Below are 19,532 nucleotides of genomic sequence, written 5' to 3' on the forward strand. Positions count from 1 at the left end.
CGTTTATGCGATCTTATTTGTTTTTCCACCCATCATCTTTTTCTTCTCGGGCTTGACCTCGAATTCTTCGTGGTACGAACGTTCGACATTCACGTCCCAGACATCGTTCTCTTCGCCCAGAATATTGCGTGCGGCATACATCGCTGACAGCATCGAATGGTCCTGATTGTTGTAACGATGCAGGCCGTTGCGGCCGACGGTCTGAAAATTCTCGAACGTCTTCAGCCAGTCGCTGACCGTTCCCAGTGCGTCCTTGTATTCGGTATCGTATACCGGATAGGCCTTGGGCTGCCGGATGACCGCAAAATCAACGACGTCGCTGGCCTTGGCCAGACCAAGCTGCTCCAGCTCTTCACTGGCAAGCTTTCTAAGGTCTTCGTTTGAGGATGACCACAACCCGTCATCCTTCTGACAGAAATACTCCATGCCGATCGACGCGGTGTTCTGATCCGGCAGCATTTCCTTTGACCACGCCCGGAAATTCTGAATACGGCCTACTTTGACCTTGGGGCTGTGGATATAGATCCAATTGTCCGGGAACGGATCAGCATGGTCCAGGATCAACGTCACGATCAGGAAGTCGCGATAGCGCAGGCGATCGGCAGCCTCAAGCACCTCGGGCGGCGGCGGAGGATCAAACGCGTGGATCAGGTCACGCACGGCCATCGAGTTGATGAATTCGGCTCCCTCAACCCGTTCGATATGTCTTTCGCCATCTTCGGTCCAGTGGCGCACGTCGATCGAGGTCACGCGGTTGCCATCACGGTTCACCTTCACTACTTCTGACCGGGTTTCGACGCTGCCGCCCTTTTCCCGGATCAGATCGCGGGTCTTTTCCCACATCATGCCGGGACCCAGGCGCGGATACTGGAATTCCTCGATCAGGCTGGCGGTGTCATTGGCCCCCGAAATCGCATTCCAGACGGCCTTGGGCAGGGACAGATTCTTGATCCGCTGCGCGGCCCAGTCGGCCTGGATTTCCTTGGGTGAAATCCCCCAGACCTTTTGCGTGTAGCTATGGAAGAAGTGCATGTACAGCCGCCCGCCGAACCGGTTGATCACCCATTCCTCAAACGTATCTTCCTGCGGTTTGGGCCGGATCTTCCATTTGATGAAGCTGCCGATGATCTTGTAGGTCTCATAAGGACCGATATTGCCCAGGGCGTTGAAGATGCGCAGCGGGTAGTCGTAGAATTTGTTGCGATAAAAGATGCGGCTCAGGCGCTGAACGGTGATGAAATCGTCGCCCATCACTTCATGCCACATGTCCTCGACTTCGCCGACTTTAGTGAAGAACCGATGTCCACCAATATCGAAACGATAGCCCTTGTGAGTCTCGGTCCGCGAGATGCCGCCAACCATGTCCGAAGCTTCGTAGACCTGAGGAACGTGGGTATCGCTTAGTTTTTGAAGCTCAAAAGCTGCGGTCAGACCCGCCGGTCCACCGCCAATGACAACGACTGGAACAATATCTTTTTTCAAATCACTAACATCCATACCAAAACTCTTGCTTCAGGCTACTAGACGTTGCCGTCAATTCACACCAAAATCTACGAAACCTGAAAATTTGCAGTGGAGCAAAAGCCGCTCCTGACGTGAACACCCTTAAATGGCCCGTCTACTGCACCGTGGCCTCATCTGTGTTACACTATACATATGAGGCCCGTCTCCGGCGTGGCCCTGACTTAACTCAATCAAAAAATATGTCTTGAAACCTCAAACGGCCAGGTCGCGCCCTGTTTTCTGGTGCAATTTATGTCTTTGAATTCAGTGTTATAAAGCGGTGATAACTGTCCATGCCGCATTTTGGCCCGGAATAGATGTGGTCGCGTCCACAGGCGAGCGAAACCACAAAGCGCGGCGCCTTTTCACATCCCGATAGATCATTTTCTGAACGCAAAACACCATGGTTGGGTGCGGTTGATTGATTTGCAGCACCCGGGCAACAATCTCGCGTTCTTTGTCAAATTGTACGTGTTTTGACATCCCCACCAGTGGGGAACCATCGTGCAGCAAAGCTTGGTTCGATGAATCTTGACATGCACCGGGCGCTGCCATCCTACTATAGCCGTGTTTGATTGTAGCAAGGTTGCTTAACTGAGGCTCGCGGCTGGCGAAAAGCCGGCTCCGTTTGCGTCTGAGGAGCTGTTTTTATGAAGTGCGTTATTCTGGCCGGGGGCCTTGGAACCAGGCTGAGCGAAGAAACCATCAGGATACCGAAGCCGATGGTCGAGATCGGAGGAAAACCGATCCTCTGGCACATCATGAAAATCTACGCCGCACATGGCATCACCGATTTCATTGTCTGCCTGGGTTACAAGGGCTATGTGATCAAGGAGTATTTCGCGAACTTCTTTCTGCACAGTTCGGATGTCACGATTGATCTGGCCACCGGCCGTCTGGAAACCGCCAACAGCAAATCCGAATCCTGGCGCGTGACGCTGGTCGATACGGGTGAAAACAGCCAGACCGGCGGCCGGCTTGGCCGCGTCATGCCACTGTTGCAGGATGAAGAGGCTTTTTGCCTGACATATGGGGACGGTGTCGGAGACATAGATGTCGGCGCAAGCATCGCGTTCCACCGTAACCACGACAAACTTGCGACAGTTACCGCAGTTCCGCCCCCGCGACGGTTCGGTCAACTGGAACGCTCCGGCGATCAGGTTCAAAGCTTCAGCGAAAAACCCGTAGGTGATGGTGGGTTGATCAATGGCGGCTTTTTTGTGCTGTCACCGGAAGTCGGAAAATACCTAGGCAGCGACACAACCGCCTGGGAACGGGAACCCCTGACCGGCCTGGCCCGCGATGGCGAGCTGATGGCGTTTGAACATAAAGGGTTCTGGCAACCGATGGACACGATCCGCGAACGCCACGAGCTTGAGGAGTTCTGGGCCAGCGGGCAAGCCCCCTGGAAGATCTGGGAATGACGGCGGCGGCCTTTGCAGGGCGGCGGGTTCTGGTGACCGGCCATACCGGTTTCAAAGGGGCGTGGTTGTCGGCCTGGCTGTCGGCGGCAGGTGCGAAAGTGACGGGCTATGCCCTATCACCGGAAACCGAACCCAATCTGTGGTCCCTGCTGGATCTGCCGGAAGTTCGGTCAGTGACGGGCGATCTCAACGATCGCGAAACGCTCGACAAGGCCATCGCCGAGGCGGATCCCGAGTTCGTATTTCACCTTGCAGCGCAATCGCTGGTCCGCCGGTCTTACCGCGCACCGGTCGAAACTTTTGCCAGCAACGTACTTGGTACGGTTCAGGCGCTGGACGCGTTGCGGGCCGCCCCCAACCTTCGGGCCGTGGTCGTTGCCACCTCGGACAAGGCCTATGAGAATGTCGAACAGAACCGGGGCTATCGTGAGACCGACCCGATGGGCGGACATGACCCCTATTCTGCCTCGAAAGGTGCGACCGAGATCGCAGCGGCTGCGATGCGCCGCAGTTTCTTCTCAGATCATGCGGCCAACGCACACCCGGCGCAGATCGCAACTGCCCGCGCCGGAAATGTCATCGGCGGGGGCGACTGGGCCGAAGACCGGCTGGTGCCGGATATCGTGCGTGGATGCCTGGGGGGCGATGGCTGTGTCCACCTGCGCCATCCCAACGCCATTCGCCCCTGGCAACATGTGCTGGAACCGTTGCGCGGATACCTGATGCTGGCGCAGGCACTGGACAGAAATGCAGATTTCGCCAGCGGCTGGAATTTCGGACCGGACCGGGACGATGAACGCCCGGTCATTGATGTTGCCCGGGCAGTCGTCTGCGCATTGGGTCAGGGCCGGATCGAAGTCGATCCGGATGCCGCCACTCTACACGAAGCCAGCATGTTACGGCTGGATGTAACGAAAGCCCGGACCGGGCTGGGCTGGCACCCGGTCATGAGCTTTGAGGAAACCGTGGTCTTCACGGCCGATTGGTACGCATGCTGGGCCCGTGGCCAATCGGCATCAGAACTATGCCACGCACAGATTGCCGCCTATGAAACACTGAGTCAGAGACAGGGATGAGAGATATGCCCGAACCGCACTGCCGTCATTGTGATGCTCCGTTGGGGCTGACCCTTGTCGATTTGGGACTGTCGCCGCTGGCCAATTCCTATGTCCGCGCGGACCGGGCCGACACCCCCGACGCAACCTATCCCCTGCATACGCGGGTCTGCACCAATTGCTGGCTGGCACAGGTTGATGATGCGGTCCCTCCAGAAAATATCTTCTCGCAAGACTATGCATATTTCTCTTCGTTCTCGGACAGTTGGCTGGCCCATTGCAAGGCTTACGCTAAAAACATGACCCGGCGCTTCGATCTGGACCAGGACAGTCTGGTGGTCGAGATCGCCTCGAATGATGGCTATCTGCTACAATTCTTCGTCGCGCGCGGCATTCCGGTTCTGGGGATCGAGCCCTCGGCCAATGTTGCGAAGGTTGCTGAAGAAAAGAACGTGCCGACCATGGTTGAGTTCTTTGGCAAGTCACTGGCAGAGCGACTGGTAGCGGATGGCAAACGGCCCGCCCTGATAGCCTCGGCCAATGTTCTGGCGCATGTGCCCGATATCAATGATTTCGTCGGCGGGATTGCGACCCTGTTGCATGGGAACGCGGTCTACACGGTCGAGTTCCCGCATCTACTGAACCTTATTCAACAGGTTCAGTTCGACACCATCTATCACGAGCATTACTCTTACCTATCCCTGCTGACGGTCGAAAAGATCTTTGCCAAGGCAGGATTGCGGGTTTTCGATGTCGAGGAACTGCCGACACATGGTGGATCACTCAGGGTTTTTGCCTGCCTTGAAAGCGCAAGCTACGCCGAAGGGTCCGGTCTGGCCAAGGTGCGCGCCGACGAGGCCGCCGCCCAGATGGACCGACCGGAAGGGTATATGAATTTCACCGCCCGGGTTGAACAGGTGCGCGACGGGTTGCTGGATTTTCTGGAAACTGCCAAGGCCGACGGGAAAACCGTTGCGGCCTATGGGGCTGCGGCTAAGGGCAACACGCTGCTGAACTATGCCGCAATCGGGCCCGATCTGATCTCTTACTGCGTTGATCGCAACCCGGCCAAGCAGAACACGCTTTTGCCCGGCAGCCGAATCCCTGTGCATCCAGTCGAAGCGCTCAGGGCTGATCCGCCCGATTTCGTGGTGATCCTTCCCTGGAATATCAGGGAAGAAGTCATCAGCCAGCTGTCGGACCTGCGGGACCATGGCACGCGTTGGGTGACAGCTGTGCCGGACATCAGGGTAAGCTGATGGCCCGGGTTCTTCTGACCGGCACCAGCGGTCTGATAGGGCGCGCCACCCTGCACGGGTTGACTCGGGCCGGGCATGAGGTGATTGCCATCACCCGCAACGGCACTGCTGAAGCCGCCAGTCAAGTCATCACATGCGATCTTCTAGCCCCGAACGAGACCTCGAACGCAATTCGCCAAGCCCGCGCGACGCATCTGGTCCATCTTGCCTGGCATGACGACCCCAAAGACCGCTGGACTTCCCCCGCCAATCTCGACTGGATGGCCGCGACATTGCATCTGGTGCGTGAATTTGCCCGGCATGGTGGGCAAAGGGTCCTGTGCGCAGGCAGTTGCGCGGAATATGACTGGTCGGCTCCGGAGTTGGCCGAGACCACACCCTTGCGCCCCCATACCCCCTATGGTGCGGCCAAGGCTGGCACCGGGCTGGCCTTATGTGCGGCGGGGCCGGTTCTTGGTATTTCAATCGCATGGGCGCGGATTTTCTTTGTATACGGCCCGAACGAGCCCCCCGGTCGCCTGCTTGGCGACCTGATCGGCAATCTGAGCCGGGGCGAGGCGATAGACTGCACCGACGCCAAACAAGAGCGCGACTTTCTGCATGTAGACGATCTGGCCCGTGCACTAACACGTCTTCTGGCATCCGATGTCACAGGCGCGATCAACATCGCCAGCGGCACGGGCATTGCGGTGCGAGAGTTGATCGAAGAGGTTGCGGCGCAGTTGGGGCGCCCCGATTTGATCCGATTGGGCGTAATCTCGCGCGCCACACATGACCCCGATCGTCTGACCGCCAATGTTGTGCGGTTACGGAATGAGGTCGGATTCACTCCGAAACATGATGTGGCATCCGGGGTTGCGGCTGTGATCGCGGAAACGAAAAAGGGATGAAGACAAAGCTTTCAGATCAGAAATGGGCCTTCTTTCGTTTTGTGGCCGTGGGCATTGTTAACACCGGCTTTGGCTATCTTTTGTTTGCCTTACTGCTTGCTGCGGGCCTGTCTGCGCAGCCTGCCCTGGCCTGGGCTTTCGCCGGGGGCGTGCTTTGGAATTACATCACCCATGCCCGGTTGGTTTTCGGCACCAGCGGCGTGGCCCGGCTGCCGGTCTATGTACTGGCTTACTTAGGTCTCTATGGCATCAATGCGCTGGGTCTGCAGGCGCTGCTCAAGGCCGGCCAGCCACCGATTGTGGCGCAGGGGCTGTTGGTTCTGCCTGTCGCTGTACTGGCCTATATCGTGATCGGGCGGGTGCTGACCGGTCGCTTTCCCTGGTCGTAGCGCATAGACCAGCCTCTATTTGGGGTAGATTCCGGTACGGGGTAGGATAGTATTCTAAGATGATCAGTCATCGTTTTGGCCATCTGTATTCACCTGTCAAAAGAATATGCGCCCATCCTAGCGGTGAGATATACGACAGACGCTCTGGTGGGCAATCTCGACCATCGTCCATTCTTGCAGTGACGGCGCGCGAGATGATCCGTATTCCAATAGATGATGATTGCGGCCAGTAGATTTAAGCCTGCCATCCTGTAATGCTGACCTTCAGCCGTTCGATCCCGGATTTCACCTTGCCTGCCAATGCGCAAAGTGTTCTTCAAGGCGTGATGCGCTGCACCCTTGTTCAAACCAATCTGGGCGTGGCGCGGCATATCGGTGTCAGCCTAGATGCACCTTTCACCTCAATCAGCTCGGCAGGTTTCAGCATTTCGCCCATGTTCGGGACAATATCGAGTGTCCGCGTATTATTAGTTTTGGGGCGGTTTGAGCCTAGCAAGGTGCACCCGTTACCTGTAGCTTCTTTCAAAGCTAAGATTGAACCCATGTTGGAGGCAAGGTTTTGTTTTTCGATCCAAGCGATCGCCGCCCCAAAACTAATTGGTCCTGACCCTAAGCCTAGTCGCCGGCTTACCGGTCCACACATTACAATGCGGTGTGGGTTCAAATCCAAGGTTCTTGGAGTCTAAGGATTTCTCCGTTGCCTAAAGGTGCCCGAATTCCCCCAATTGAATTAACCTTGCTCATCTGAGAACCAGTCCTTGCGCGTTTGAAATGCATTGTGTTGGGAACGGGTTTGTGTGGAATGCCCTTGGTGATCGTAACTGCATTCCAGTGCCAATCTTCATGGCCAAATCCTCGGGTAAGGTCGTTAGCTATAAAGGGGGTTTCCCGATAAATCTGGGTCTTGGCAAAGCTGAGGGAGTCCCAATAGTTACTCCAATCCAGATATGAAAAGTCGAATTCGGAACTTTCTGAATCCATGTGCCAAAAAAGAAGCCTATGGTATCCAAATACCATATTGCAGGCAGAATGATGTACTGCATCAGGACGTTTCTGTGCAGCGGCCAAAGCATCCGAAATCCAGTTCTCTGACCAAAGGTCATCGCCATCTAAAAAACAGGAAAACTCTCCCATAGCCGCCGAAGTACCGTTGTTGCGCGCAAGACCGGGATCGCCCGTGTCACTCTCAACATATCTCGCGGTATCACCAAGGGCACTCCTCAATACATCGCGGGTCAGATTGTCGGCACGATCAAGAACCACGACAATTTCGCATCTGATATTTGTATTCTCAGCCGCTGCGACCGATGCTTGAAGACTGCGCGCTGCCGGCCCTGCAAGTAGGCCTTCGCGGTGCGCTGTTATGATGGCTGTTACATCAGGTTGATCGGTCATGGAAGTACTGGCCTTAGAGTGAATCTATTGAATCTACAAATGCCTGCATCGAGTGCCTTTCACGTACGCGTTGCTGAAGCGCACGGCCACGTGCGACGCGCCCATCCGGGTCACCAATCATGGCGCGAATTTGAGCGACATAGTCGCTAGCACTTGCGAACTCGGGGATAGGCCAGCCAGTTTCATCGTCGATAAGCTCGGGCACACCGCCAACAGCGCTGGCGACCATTGGCATCCCAAGTGCGCCCAATTCAATGAGGATTGTCGGCAACCCATCCCATTCAGAGGTGTATAGCCAGCCATCACAGTCAGCCAAAGGCAATTCGTTATAGTCTGAAAAAGGGGGATTGAGACTAAGGTTTTTAGGAAGCATCCGAGTGGATGGTGGTTTGTCGAGAACAGCCTTACCCCAACAGAGAAATTCGACATCCGGCATCGCGCGTGCAATTTGCGCGACCAGATCGAAACGCTTTTGCCGATCAAGGCGCCCTGCCCACAGAATACGGGCACGGCTGCGCTCCGGTTCCGATAATGGTCGTTCGGACACTGGTGGCTGCGTGCTGTCGGTCTGGGCTGGCGTATAGATGGTCTTCAGCCTGTGCACTTCGGTTTCTGGTACGGCAAACCGGTTTTGAAGAATCTCAGAAAGGTAGCGTGTATCTAAAATCGCCGCATCAAGATAGCAGAATATATTTTGGAAGAACAAAACTGGATAGCCCGTTTCATTCCCGTTCGGGGTTCGATCAGCGCAGAAGTAATAGGCATAAAGATTGAATTGACTGGCAAGTTGGGCACCGAAGGCCACCATCGTCTCAAAAGCAAGACGGCTGTTGACATTGAAAACCTGGGGAGCCGCAACTTCGGTCAGGATCACATAGAGCGCAAGACGAGGATTTTGCATATCTTTCAAATTCTGAGAAATATCAACGGAATCAACATCTTTAGGATACCAATGCGGGCAATCCCAATGGGTATCGTCCGTTCTCAGAATCAGAACTTTTTTAGTCTTGGCAAGAGTGCGAACCAAGATGGCGGCCACCAAATCCGCGCCGCCCATACGCCCGGCGGGCATGAGGATAACGGCATCATATCGTGTATTTGGTATTGTTTTGGTCACTTCACGCATTTTTATGTATTCGTGATCCCCGACAGGCAGTTCCAAGTTGTATTCTTCGCCTGTGAGTTCCCCCACCTCGGGATCGATGGCGCGGGCCCTGGCAATCAACCCCAACATATCGTCGGACATGTAGAATTTGCTAACCCGGGAAAAACGCTTTCGGGGGGAGGCTACTTGATCGTTCCGGTTTTGGCTTTCCGCATTGATCTGATGATTTTGCGCAACTTTAAGCTGTTTGGCCCGAAAACGCCTTTTCCTCAAAGAACGGCGCAGCCTTCGTGAAAAATCACGCGGAAAATATTTGATCTTCTTGCCCAATTGCCGAAACAACCAAGATGAACTCGTAGAGTTTCGTTCAAAATTCGCAAGCTTGGCATAAAGCTGTTCAATTTCATCCGACTGGGGCATCTACAGTCCGGTCCTATTCATCGGCCAATGAAAATGGTGTGTTGCACAATATAAGATTGATTAGTGTTCTTCACACTTCGCATACGATCCATCGAACAACACACTTGTTTACCGTATCTGTGCATTAGGTGGAAGCCTTTCTAAACCATTGCCAGGTCCGCTGCATAGCTCGGTCAAAATCTGCCGATGGGGCCCAATCGAAGAAATCCTTTGCGCGAGAAATATCTAAAACAGAATAAGGCACGTCGATTTTCCGACTTGGTTTGAAAACCGGATTAAGCGCCACCCCGGTCACACGCGCGATCGAGTCGATCACTTCAATTAGAGATCGGCCCTTCCCCGAGCCCGCATTAACGGCGCCGCAATGTTCCGTTTCGGCAGCCTTCACGCATAGATCGGCCAGGTCTGTGACAAAAAGGTAGTCCCGCACGACGCTCCCATCACCCCAGATTTCAATCGGCTGGCTTTCCTGAGTGCGTCTTAGGAATGTGGAAATGACACCTTGAACTCCGGTATGGGCTTGACGTGGGCCAAATGGATTAGCCGCGCGAATTGCGATTGGCTTAAGCCCATGGCTTTTATGATACATGTTAAGATATTGTTCGATTGCGACTTTTACGATGCCGTAAGAGTTTATTGGGCAAAGTGGATGGTCTTCGGGAATGGGGTGGCTGGGTGCAGGTCCGTAGACTGTTCCTCCAGAAGATAAGTAAACCAAACGCGCTATCCCAAGAGAATTCATCATTTCGATCAGGCCCAGAGTCCCAATCAGATTTCCCGACACGTCCGCCTTTGGGTCTAGATTGGCCGTACTTGGAAAAGTCGTGCTTATAAGATGAAAAACCACATCTTTGCCATTTAGGGCCTCGGCCATTGTCATCTTGTCCTGAAAGTCACCCAGAATGTATTCTACACCGGGCAAAGGCGCGCGAAACTTGTCAAGCGTCCGATCAAACACCGTCACAGTGTGCCCACCAGCCAACAATGTGTCCACAACATGAGAGCCTATGAAACCATTGCCTCCCAACACAACAGCGCGCATGAACTTTCTCTCCTATTGGAGGTCCTGCCGTTCGGCGAGACCACCCATTTCCTAAATCGGTTTCCGCATCAGCATTACATCTTGAAAGCTTGGATAACGCCTGTGCAGTTCCAACAAGTCCAGCAAACGTGTCCAGCGGCTGGTCAAGTAGTCGGACTTGTAGAAGACATTTGAAGAATAGGACCGTTCTGCCAAGTAACGAAACACCATGCGGTCGCCTTGGAAGTTCCGATTGGAATCCAATCGCGATGGAGCATCCGGATGCTCCATTGTTGGGCGCCAGAGCGGCCAGTCTTCGTCCATATCAGCAAGCGTATGTTCGGTGTGGACCGTAAGCCAGGCAATGCCGCCTGGCTTGAGAACACGTCGAATCTCAGCCAGCCAAGCTGTTTCGAGTGCCTCGATGTGAGTAAAGACGCTGTAAGCAGTGACTGCATCCAGAGAACTATCTTCAATCGGTAGTGATGGAATGGAGTGGTTCTGAAACACAGAACAGTTGAGAGGAAGATGCGCGTTACACCATTCGACATGGAGACGATTGATATCACAGCCGATGGCTCTGCAATCGGGATTCTCCAGTGCCAGATGGCGGAGCACTCGCCCTGAAGCACATCCGAGATCAAGGCACGCGTTTAGTTTACCAGTGCCTAAGTTTTGCACCACATCCGCCAAAAGCCGGGCGTCCTGCAGGCCACTTGCCCAATAGCTGAAGTGATCTTTACCATAATACCCTTCCCGGTCATTTATGTCTGGGATCGGATAATGATCTCGTTCAAGCGCGGCCTCATAGTTCAAATTGGTCCACTCACTCACTCTGGAGTCGTTCGCAAGATGATCGCTAGCTCGTGCCAGAAGTTTAAAGGCTGGTTCGACATCGGAATTCAGCGTTACAAAGTTTTCCCAGATATTGGGCACTGGTACAGCCGGCGGTGAGGAGCTTTTGCGGCTCAGTGATTTGATTGCTTGGGAAATACGTTTCACTTGCTCACTCGTCCCTTTATTGCTTCGGGCTATTCTGCGGCGAAATACTTCTGCAGATGTTCAGACCATGGGTAAGGCACGTTCGGATCAGGCGTATGATCTGGAACCGTGACATTTCCACGCCACGCCACCCCCAATATTTGCATCGTGTTAATTAATCGGGTCTGAAACCCGGCCTTTCGAAATACGTCAAGACCAGCTTCGACATGTGGCGACATCAGGTCATGGAATACAACCATTGAATCGCGCGCTAGATGTGGAAGAACAGCGCGCGCATCATCCCGAGGGGCGTCGCCATCATGATTGCCGTCGATAAACGCAAAAGACCATGGCTCAGAAGCTGACTTTCGAACCGCATCGATGCACTGAGGGGACGGCTCTGCCCAAAGCGCATAACCGTTTGATCCGGGAGTTTTGTCCAGAACATTGCGAACATCCCAGTCGACGGACGGGATTGCAAAAGCAGGATCGACACAATCCAGGCGTAAGCCGGCAGCCAGAAGGTGGGCAGCGGTCCAGCCATAGTAGGTGCCAATTTCAATTCCGCGTTTACCATCAAACTGTCTGGCGAACGTATAAAGACAGGCGGCTTCTTCAATCGAAGCATTTCCTGTCACATAGCCTTTGTGCCGATCATCAAAACGCCAAATATGGGGGGTTGCGCAACGCAGATAAGGCCAGTTTACCTCCCAAGGATTACCGGGAATGGCGTGGGGGAAAAGCGGCTGTAGGTCCGGTGGATCCATCCCTGGAGGAGTATAGTCATACCTGTCAATTTCGATGTTTGCGGCTGGTTCGACTTTGATCGAGCCCCGACCGGTGTAGTCAATTACCCATAGCATCGGGCGTTGATGACCGGTTTCTTCAGGTTTGCCAAAATACTCTTCCACGGCCTTCTTGGCTCCTTGCCAATGACCATAATCATCAATGATCATGACGCCACCCTGCGATAGGCGTGGATAGAGGTGTTCAAGCTCAGCAAGAGAACTGTCATAAAAATCTGTATCAAGTCTCAGTAAAGCTATGTGTAGAGTTTGCGTTTTAGATAGTGTTTCGCAGACGTTGCCTTCAACGAAGCGAACCAAACGCATGTCATATCCAGTGCTTTCAAAAGCGGCTCGAACCTGCTCAAGCGGGGCTTCGGCTTTGACGAGTTTAGCGATTTCGGCGCCACTTTTACCAGCCATGAGGACCGATGCATGGTCGCCGTCGATGTCGATATCCTCGGGTCCAGGATCGGACATACCCGAAAAGGTATCGAAAAGCACAATTTCGCGCAACACGCCGCGTTGCTTAAGGGCCAGGGCGATCAGCATTGCTGAACCGCCTTTCCAAACTCCACACTCAACGATGCAACCCGGAATATTGTTATCGACAACAGTGTTAACAGCGCACCACAAAGCGTAGCCACGTTCACGGCTGGTCATGGTGAAGTCTTTTACGGTTTCCCATGCTATGTCGAACTGAGGGTCTACAATTTTCAGGTCAGACATGCCAGGTAAAATTCTCCAACCAATTCATTGAAGCTTTCAGTAACTATTAACTGTAACATGGTAAAGTAGAAAAACTCGCACTAATTGCGTGTGTGATACGCTCTTGGCTCGCAGGATGTTGGGATTTCAAAACCAAGCGGATCTGGCACGGTTTGACGCGATGTCAACCCCAAAGAGCTAACCAGATTGGAACGGACCGCAACCCGGTCCAGATGTCAGCCATGCCAAGACGAAAGGCGGCGGATGACAACTCACCCAGCACCCGCGCATGAATATCCAGCGCTGTCACCGGATCAGCTTACACCCGTACAACTCCATCCAGTCGGATATGGATCGCGGCTCCCGTATCAACCGATGGGTGTTTCAACTCAATTTTTCGGGCTGAACACCCTTGTAACAATGCCGGACCGCACCTGGTTGCTCGGTAATCTCCATCAGTGTTCCGAAAATATCTAAACAAGTGGCCTCAATCCCGTCCAAGAAGGACGGCAATTCAGTGACTGAAGTCTGAATCACCGTCTATCAGCCTGTGAATCTCGCGCTCGTGTTCTTGCTCATGTTCCTTAAAACGATCTTGCCCCTACCGGAGCAGACCCCTATTTATCAACGCTTACATAGACCACATCGCGCCCGGGAAAGGCGGCAATCGTGGCCTGATTGGCCTCGGGGCCCAGATCACGGGCATAGATTGGTCGGTCTGCGGACAGGAACGGGTCAAGCCGATAGAACGCCAGACCGATATCGCCGGTGGTCGAGACGATCACCAAAGCATTAGTCAGGTTTTCACGCGCCTCAAGATCCCGAATTTCCGAGGTATACCCAAGGTAGTCATGGTATTTTGCGATGCCCCGCCAAGATGTGAAGGCAGCCAGAGACACACTGCACAACAAAAGCAACACAACCGGGAATCGCTTTTGCGCAACCTCGGATAACCGACTCTTGACCTCCAGAAGGCCCGCTGCAGACAAGGTCAGGAAGGGCAACGCCGCCACATACCAATACCGCGGACCAATGAAGAACGTGCCGGTATACCAATAAAAGAACATGATCCCGACAACGGCGACCATCAGGATCAGCATGGCCTTGTCAAAGCCCGTCAGACGCCGCGACCACAGCAACGCGGCCCACAGGGCGGTCAGCGATCCAAAGGTCCAGCCCATGAGTTCGAAATTCATGAACGCAAACCCGTTGAGTGTGTTCAGCAGGCCTTCGGCCGGGCTGTGCCCGGCCCAGACATCCAGCGCCAGCCAGTCTCCGGCTGGAGGGCCGATATCGGGACCAAACCCGAACGTATTTCCCGCTCCGGGCCAGAGCCGGTTGATATAGTCGGCCTGAGGCGTCAGCAGCAGATCACCCGTCGTCGCATAGTTGAACAGCAAAAATGCGGAACCTGTCATAATGCAACCGAGACCATAAAGAATGGTGCGGGGAATGTTGCGCCGGAAATCACACAGCAGCCAGGTCCCTGTCAGACCGCCAATCAGAATGCCCTCCAGCGGACGCGTGGTGAATAGCCAGCCCATTGTAAGACCCGCACAAAAGGCCAGAGCGACACCACGCTCGGATCTGGGTGCGGCGGGTTGCAGCAAAAGCCACCACCCCAGCAAGGTCAGAAACAACGCCGCAGCGTGGGTCATCATCGACGCGCCGATGGCCAGAACCCAGGGTGAGGTCGCCATCAACAGCCCGACGATATCGGCGCGCGCTGGCCCAATTTTCTGGCGCAAGATCCCATAAGCCAGCCAGACTGAAGCACCTGTCAGGGCCGGGTTCACGATCCAAGGCAACCCGATCAGAACACCAAGGCTGAGAATGCCCGGCCAACCCGGCGCGGTCACCGACAACCAGCGGTCGCCACGGATGTCGAACAGGTAATATTCCAGTGCCGGCTGCGACTCGGGCGGGGGGGCAGGAACGGTCAGCATACCGCCAGCAAATGTCCGGGCCTGAAACAGATAGGCGACCTCATCCTCGACATGCGGCATGCGATCAAAGGCAAACCAGGCCAGAAGCGCGCTAGCCACAAAGGCAAAAACCGCAAGCCCCAATGGGGTCAGCCGGGGCGCGTGCAGTGGTCCTGCAACAAAGAACATAGCCAGCACAGTTGCCAACTGCATGACGGATATCATCCCGCCCGCGATATTTTGCTGGAGATAAGGGATGTAGTGACCGTAGACGATGTAATTGGTGGGCGAGACGGAAAAAACTGTCACCAACAGAAGCAGGATCAGAATCCGGCCATATCCGAAATCCCTCAAGCCCTGGGTCGCCTGAGCAGACCAACGGGTGACGAGAACATAGCCGGTCAGCATCGCTTGCCCCGCCAGAATGCCCAGCATCACAAGTGTTGTAATCTCGGTGGACAGGTCCAGCTTTGGAAACCACAACGGCTGTGTCATCCACAAACGCGCGGCACTGCCCAGCAGGAATAGAGCCGCCAAAGCGGCAAACAGCGCGTAGCCCTGCTGGGCAAACCTAGCGAAAATCAACACACTGATGCCCGCCATGATCCCCATCCAGACAAACATCTCGCTCTGTGTGGCGTTGGTTTGCATTGTGATGGCCGCATCGGCAGTCCCGCCAGCGCATAAGACAAAACCAGTGATCAGCGTCAACAGGCGCAGAAAGGACATGTCGCTCATGCCGTGGATTTGGCTTCGGATATGGCGGACGGTTCGATATTGATCTTTTCCTGTTCAATCACGATCGGACCGCCGCGCACCTGGTTATGGATCGAGGTGATATATTCCCCCAGCATCCCAATAAACAAAAGCTGCACACCCGACAGGAAAAACAGGGATACGATGATGGTCATGGTGCCACGTGGCGCCTGATCGGGAAAGATCAGATACGCAATCACCGAAAAGATCGAAAACAGGATGCAGGCGATGGCGATCACCAGTCCGCTGAGAGTACAGAACCGCATCGGCGCCCGGGTGAAGGCAAAGATGGCATTCAGTGCCTGATCCGTCAGCGCCCCCACGTTGTGCTTGGACAAACCGCGTTTCCGTGCCTTCCACGTATAAGGCACGATGACCCGGCTAAACCCGCAGGATGCGATAATCCCGCGGATATATGGGTAGTGATCGTTATGCGCCAGCACCGCATCCAGAACGCGCCGGTCGACCAGTTGGAATTCTCCGACATTTGGCTCCATCTCGACATCCGACAGGCGGTTGATGGTGCGGTAAAAAAGCTGGCGCGCGGTTCTGAAGAAAAAACCTTCCTCGCGCGTGTTCCGGGCTCCGGCCACCACATCGTAACCGTTTTCCCAGAGCTTGACGAATTCGGGGATCATCTCAGGCGGGTCCTGCAAATCCACGGGCAGCAGAACCACGATGGCATCACCCGTAGCATAACGCAGCCCGTTAAAGGTGGACCGGAACACGCCAAAGTTGCGGGCATTGACGATAACTTTGACGTTCAAATCTTGTTCGGCGATCCCGCGCAGAACCTCGACGGTACCGTCGCTCGACGCGTTGTCGATGAAAATATGTTCGTAGGTGTAATCAGGCAGTTCATTTTCGAAGAGAGCCTTCACCGTGTCGTAACAGACAGCGACATTGTCTTCTTCATTATAGCACGGCGATACGACGGAAATGGTTTTCATGGCACAATCTGGAAGGGAACTAGGGACACACTCAAAGGAAGTTCTGACAGTCTGCCAGCAATGTAACTGAATCCCTTTTGTCGCGGAAGCATTTGCATGGCGCCATCCCCCGCTTTGATCATATGGTGCGGCTTTTACGCCGTTTCCACCTGGGCATGGCGTCTTGAGCGATCCTGTTTTCTGGACAGTCTTTAGTTTTCGCCCGCATTGTTGGCACTATTACATGATTTCAAGATCGGACGTTACCTGTTTTAACATTCTGAAACGCGAACATTTGACTGCGAACCCCTTCACCGATAACGATAAAGCAACACCCTATTGGCTTTGCGCAACGCATAACCTTGTTTCAACATTCTGCGCTGATTTGAGTGCCCAGATGACCCAGACCGCCGTTTTTAACCAGTTCAGGGGTTGTTATGAAATATGGATCCATTCTTTCGGGCTGCCTGCTACTTTTACTGTTCGCCTTGAGCATGTGGACCACCCATAAGGACTGGAACCCCTATCAAGCGTTAATGGATGCGCGCAACATCTGGCGGTCGGTGAACGCCACGGGAATGATCCTGCCTACGGGATCGTTTCGCAAACGCCCGGACTGGACGGCCGATACGCGCTGTGATTTGACTGCCCCGGATAAAGCCTCCCCCGGATATCTGACTGCCACCCGGACGCACACGCAGGACCACAGCTATGTCGTGGAACTACTGGGTGAGACCGGAGAACTCCTCCATTCTTGGCCGGTAGATCACTCGCGAATGATCAAAGACAGCGAAAACAGCTCATTTGTCCACACCACCGCCGAGTTGCCTGACGGGCCGCTTCTGACACCCTTCAACGAAGCGATTGGCATGGACCGGATCAATGCCTGCGGAAACCCGGTCTGGCCCCGTGACTATCAGCTTTATCACCACTCGCTGCACCCGGACGAGGCCGGCAGGGGCTATTGGACTTGGCAATCGAAAATCTGGACCGGCGGTCACGACCAGTTCATGTTGCGATTTGATGTCGAAGCGGGTGAAACGCTGGAATCGATTAATCTTTTCAGCGACGCCAAGCCGGATCAGCCGGAACAGTGGCTCTTGCTGCTCGTGCCCGGAGACTCTCAGTTCAACCGCGACACCAAGGAATACGCAGTCAAGGACATCCTGCATCCCGATGACGTCGAGCCCTTGCCCGCTGCGCTGGCCCCAGCCATTCCCATGTTCAGAACCGGCGATCTGCTGATCAGCTTCAGAAACATCAACTTGGTCGCCCTGATTTACTGGCAGACACACAAGATCGTCTGGACGCGCTACGGCCCCTGGCACAACCAGCATGATGCCGACTGGCACAGTAACGGGACGATCACTTTTTTCTCAAAAAAAAACGGCTGGGGCCGCATCAACATTATCGAAATCGACCCCGAACAGACCCACGATCTGTTACATGGGTCCGGCCTCAAGTTCGCTTCCTTCATCAAAGAGCAGCATCAACGCCTTCCCAACGGGAACTGGCTGATCGTATCCTCAATGGAGGGCCGAGTGATCGAAATCATCGCACGGGCGCGCCAGTGCGGGAATTCAACAACTACCTTGATGAGAACTACAACGGGATCGTCTCGCATGCCGAGAGACTAGCCCCCTATTATTTTGAAACAATGTCGCACTGCGCCCGATAGGCGTCCCGCAAACAAGTACTTGCAACCAATTAAGAGGTTATCATGAAATACGTGTCGATCCTGTCGGGCTGTCTGTTACTTCTCTTGTTTGTCTTTGCGCTCGGCATGTGGACGACGCACAAAGGCTGGGCACCTTATCATAAACTTATCGAAGCCCGTAATATCTGGCGATCGGTGAAAGCCACCGGCGAAGTCCTGCCCGAAGGTTCGTTCCGCAAGCGCCCGGGTTGGGCGGCAGACACGCGCTATGTCGTAACCGAACCAGACAAAGTGGCCCCCGGCTACCTGGCCGTCACCCGAATTTCCACGGATGACCACGGCTACCTCGTTGACCTGATGAACACAGAGGGAGAAATCCTCCACACATGGCCCGTTGATCATTCGCATATTGTCGAAAGCGGTGAAAAAAACGCCTTCGTTCATGCAACTGCAGTGCTTCCTGACGGATCGGTTCTGACCACCTTTGATGACGTGGCCGGCATGGGCCGGATCGACGCATGCGGCGATCCGATATGGACCCGTGACGATCAGGTGTATCACCACTCTATGCGCCCAGATGAGCCAGGTGAAGGATATTGGACCTGGCAATCGAAAGTTTGGGACGGCGGACACGATCAGCGTATGTTCCGGTTCGACACCAAAACAGGTGAGACGCTGGAAGCGATTGACCTGATCAGCGACGTCATGTCGGACCGGCCGGACCACTGGCTTGCCCTGATTGTCCCCGAAGGTTTTCAATTTGAACGCGAGGCTGCACCGGAAACAATCGAAGATATCCTGCATCCCAATGATGTTGAGCCTCTGCCCGCGGCCTGGGCTGACGCTTTTCCCATGTTCGAGGCCGGAGACCTCCTGATCAGCCTCAGAAATATCGACCTCGTCGCCGTGATCGACAGGGAAACACATGAGATCATATGGGCACGCTACGGGCCATGGCGCGATCAGCATGACGCAGACTGGCAGCCGGACGGCACCATCACTGTCTATTCAAATAACATCCAAAGGTTCCGGACCACTATCGTCGAAGTCAATCCGCTGACAGGCGAAACCCGCGACCTGTTCCATGGAACAGGTTTCAAATTCGATTCGTTCATCATGGGTCAGCATCACCGTCTGTCGAACGGCAACTGGTTAATCGTGTCACCGATGGAAGGCCGCGTCATAGAAGTCACCGCGACCGGTGAGCCCGTTCGTGAGTTCAACAACTACCTCGACGAAACCTACAACAAGGTCATCACGCATGCAGAAATCCTGCCCCCAGACTATTTCGAGACGATGCCACACTGCGCACGTTAAACGGATCTTCTAT

The 19,532-nt window shown here is 54.4% G+C and carries 16 protein-coding genes and 1 pseudogene; 7 read left to right on the forward strand and 10 right to left on the reverse strand.

Annotated features, from left to right (window positions below; all coding sequences use genetic code 11):
* Positions 1-3 precede the first annotated feature (3 nt).
* Both ACR0J8_RS19935 and ACR0J8_RS19940 read right to left on the reverse strand, forming a co-directional pair.
* Positions 4-1,482 (reverse strand): NAD(P)/FAD-dependent oxidoreductase, encoded by a 1,479-nt coding sequence (locus ACR0J8_RS19935; RefSeq protein ID WP_480891861.1) that lies wholly within the window; start codon positions 1,480-1,482, stop codon positions 4-6.
* A gap of 291 nt (positions 1,483-1,773) precedes the next feature.
* On the reverse strand, positions 1,774-2,058 hold the full coding sequence (locus ACR0J8_RS19940) for a hypothetical protein (RefSeq protein ID WP_480891864.1): 285 nt from the start codon (positions 2,056-2,058) through the stop codon (positions 1,774-1,776).
* Between the two features lie 95 nt (positions 2,059-2,153).
* Between ACR0J8_RS19940 and rfbF the strand changes: the two genes are divergently transcribed.
* Genes rfbF through ACR0J8_RS19965 form a run of 5 tightly spaced genes read left to right on the forward strand, consistent with a single transcriptional unit; the run spans position 2,154 to position 6,520 of the window.
* On the forward strand, positions 2,154-2,927 hold the full coding sequence (rfbF, locus tag ACR0J8_RS19945) for a glucose-1-phosphate cytidylyltransferase (protein ID WP_480891867.1): 774 nt from the start codon (positions 2,154-2,156) through the stop codon (positions 2,925-2,927).
* Positions 2,924-4,003: a CDP-glucose 4,6-dehydratase gene (gene rfbG / locus ACR0J8_RS19950; RefSeq protein ID WP_480891870.1), complete on the forward strand. Its 1,080-nt coding sequence runs from the start codon at positions 2,924-2,926 to the stop codon at positions 4,001-4,003. Before rfbF ends, rfbG begins: the two co-directional genes overlap by 4 nt.
* A 5-nt stretch (positions 4,004-4,008) precedes the next feature.
* Positions 4,009-5,241, forward strand: coding sequence for a methyltransferase domain-containing protein (locus ACR0J8_RS19955; RefSeq protein ID WP_480891873.1), 1,233 nt, complete (start codon positions 4,009-4,011; stop codon positions 5,239-5,241).
* On the forward strand, positions 5,241-6,131 hold the full coding sequence (locus ACR0J8_RS19960; RefSeq protein ID WP_480891875.1) for an NAD-dependent epimerase/dehydratase family protein: 891 nt from the start codon (positions 5,241-5,243) through the stop codon (positions 6,129-6,131). Before ACR0J8_RS19955 ends, ACR0J8_RS19960 begins: the two co-directional genes overlap by 1 nt.
* Positions 6,128-6,520 (forward strand): GtrA family protein, encoded by a 393-nt coding sequence (locus ACR0J8_RS19965; protein ID WP_480891877.1) that lies wholly within the window; start codon positions 6,128-6,130, stop codon positions 6,518-6,520. The genes ACR0J8_RS19960 and ACR0J8_RS19965 overlap by 4 nt, the downstream gene beginning before the upstream one ends.
* A gap of 67 nt (positions 6,521-6,587) precedes the next feature.
* On the opposite strand, the pseudogene ACR0J8_RS19970 reads toward ACR0J8_RS19965, so the two are convergent.
* From ACR0J8_RS19970 to ACR0J8_RS20005, 8 genes and pseudogenes are all read right to left on the reverse strand, one after another.
* Positions 6,588-6,900: pseudogene (locus ACR0J8_RS19970) on the reverse strand (Tn3 family transposase); the annotation flags it as partial.
* Positions 6,901-7,180: 280 nt separating this feature from the next.
* Positions 7,181-7,915, reverse strand: a complete 735-nt coding sequence (locus tag ACR0J8_RS19975; RefSeq protein ID WP_480891879.1) for a glycosyltransferase family A protein — start codon at positions 7,913-7,915, stop codon at positions 7,181-7,183.
* 13 nt (positions 7,916-7,928) lie between these two features.
* The gene (locus ACR0J8_RS19980; RefSeq protein WP_480891881.1) at positions 7,929-9,440 is read right to left on the reverse strand and encodes a glycosyltransferase family 4 protein; all 1,512 of its coding nucleotides are present in this window, start codon (positions 9,438-9,440) and stop codon (positions 7,929-7,931) included.
* A 124-nt stretch (positions 9,441-9,564) separates the two neighbouring features.
* On the reverse strand, positions 9,565-10,482 hold the full coding sequence (locus ACR0J8_RS19985; protein ID WP_480891884.1) for an NAD-dependent epimerase/dehydratase family protein: 918 nt from the start codon (positions 10,480-10,482) through the stop codon (positions 9,565-9,567).
* A gap of 51 nt (positions 10,483-10,533) precedes the next feature.
* Positions 10,534-11,463, reverse strand: a complete 930-nt coding sequence (locus ACR0J8_RS19990; RefSeq protein ID WP_480891887.1) for a class I SAM-dependent methyltransferase — start codon at positions 11,461-11,463, stop codon at positions 10,534-10,536.
* Positions 11,464-11,492: 29 nt separating this feature from the next.
* On the reverse strand, positions 11,493-12,956 hold the full coding sequence (locus tag ACR0J8_RS19995; RefSeq protein ID WP_480891889.1) for a class I SAM-dependent methyltransferase: 1,464 nt from the start codon (positions 12,954-12,956) through the stop codon (positions 11,493-11,495).
* 596 nt (positions 12,957-13,552) lie between these two features.
* Entirely contained in the window at positions 13,553-15,598 is a 2,046-nt protein-coding gene (locus ACR0J8_RS20000; protein ID WP_480891892.1) for a hypothetical protein, read from the reverse strand.
* Positions 15,595-16,566 (reverse strand): glycosyltransferase, encoded by a 972-nt coding sequence (locus tag ACR0J8_RS20005; RefSeq protein WP_480891895.1) that lies wholly within the window; start codon positions 16,564-16,566, stop codon positions 15,595-15,597. Before ACR0J8_RS20005 ends, ACR0J8_RS20000 begins: the two co-directional genes overlap by 4 nt.
* Positions 16,567-16,982: 416 nt before the next feature.
* Between ACR0J8_RS20005 and ACR0J8_RS20010 the strand changes: the two genes are divergently transcribed.
* Both ACR0J8_RS20010 and ACR0J8_RS20015 read left to right on the forward strand, forming a co-directional pair.
* Positions 16,983-18,182 (forward strand): arylsulfotransferase family protein, encoded by a 1,200-nt coding sequence (locus tag ACR0J8_RS20010; protein ID WP_480891897.1) that lies wholly within the window; start codon positions 16,983-16,985, stop codon positions 18,180-18,182.
* An 83-nt stretch (positions 18,183-18,265) separates the two neighbouring features.
* The gene (locus ACR0J8_RS20015; RefSeq protein ID WP_480891900.1) at positions 18,266-19,519 is read left to right on the forward strand and encodes an arylsulfotransferase family protein; all 1,254 of its coding nucleotides are present in this window, start codon (positions 18,266-18,268) and stop codon (positions 19,517-19,519) included.
* Positions 19,520-19,532: the final 13 nt, after the last annotated feature.

It is taken from the genome of Ruegeria sp. N11, from assembly GCF_056531525.1.